Below are 363 nucleotides of genomic sequence, written 5' to 3' on the forward strand. Positions count from 1 at the left end.
GACATATTCAGCAAGTGCTGCATAACGGCTTTATCCATCTTAAAATAGATGTTCTTCTTATTCCAGCTAGGTTCCAGAATAAAAGGAACAGCCTTATATCCGTTAATCGTTTCATCTTTAAGCCTTATCCAATTAATATTGGTCATATTGATCAATGCCTCCTGGATCACTGAATTCTTCATTTTTCTATTAGGATTCAGGTCATTTATAGAAACTGAAAAATCAATGACTCCCTGATGCGCCCATCCCTCAAAATAATCATCAAATGAGAGCTGTTTGTTTTTCAGATCTTCTTCAATTGGAGACTTTGTATTGATAAATATAGACTGTTCATCCTTGATGGCAGACAAAATCATGGTGATG

Annotated in this window: 1 protein-coding gene; it reads right to left on the minus strand. The window is 35.3% G+C overall.

Features of this window, described 5'->3' with window-relative positions; genetic code table 11:
* Positions 1-363: hypothetical protein (locus SB764_RS38755; RefSeq protein WP_410866572.1), on the minus strand; the 363-nt coding region annotated here is incomplete at both ends.

Source organism: Paraburkholderia sp. SIMBA_027 (assembly GCF_046535315.1).
GTDB lineage: Bacteria > Pseudomonadota > Gammaproteobacteria > Burkholderiales > Burkholderiaceae > Paraburkholderia > Paraburkholderia tropica.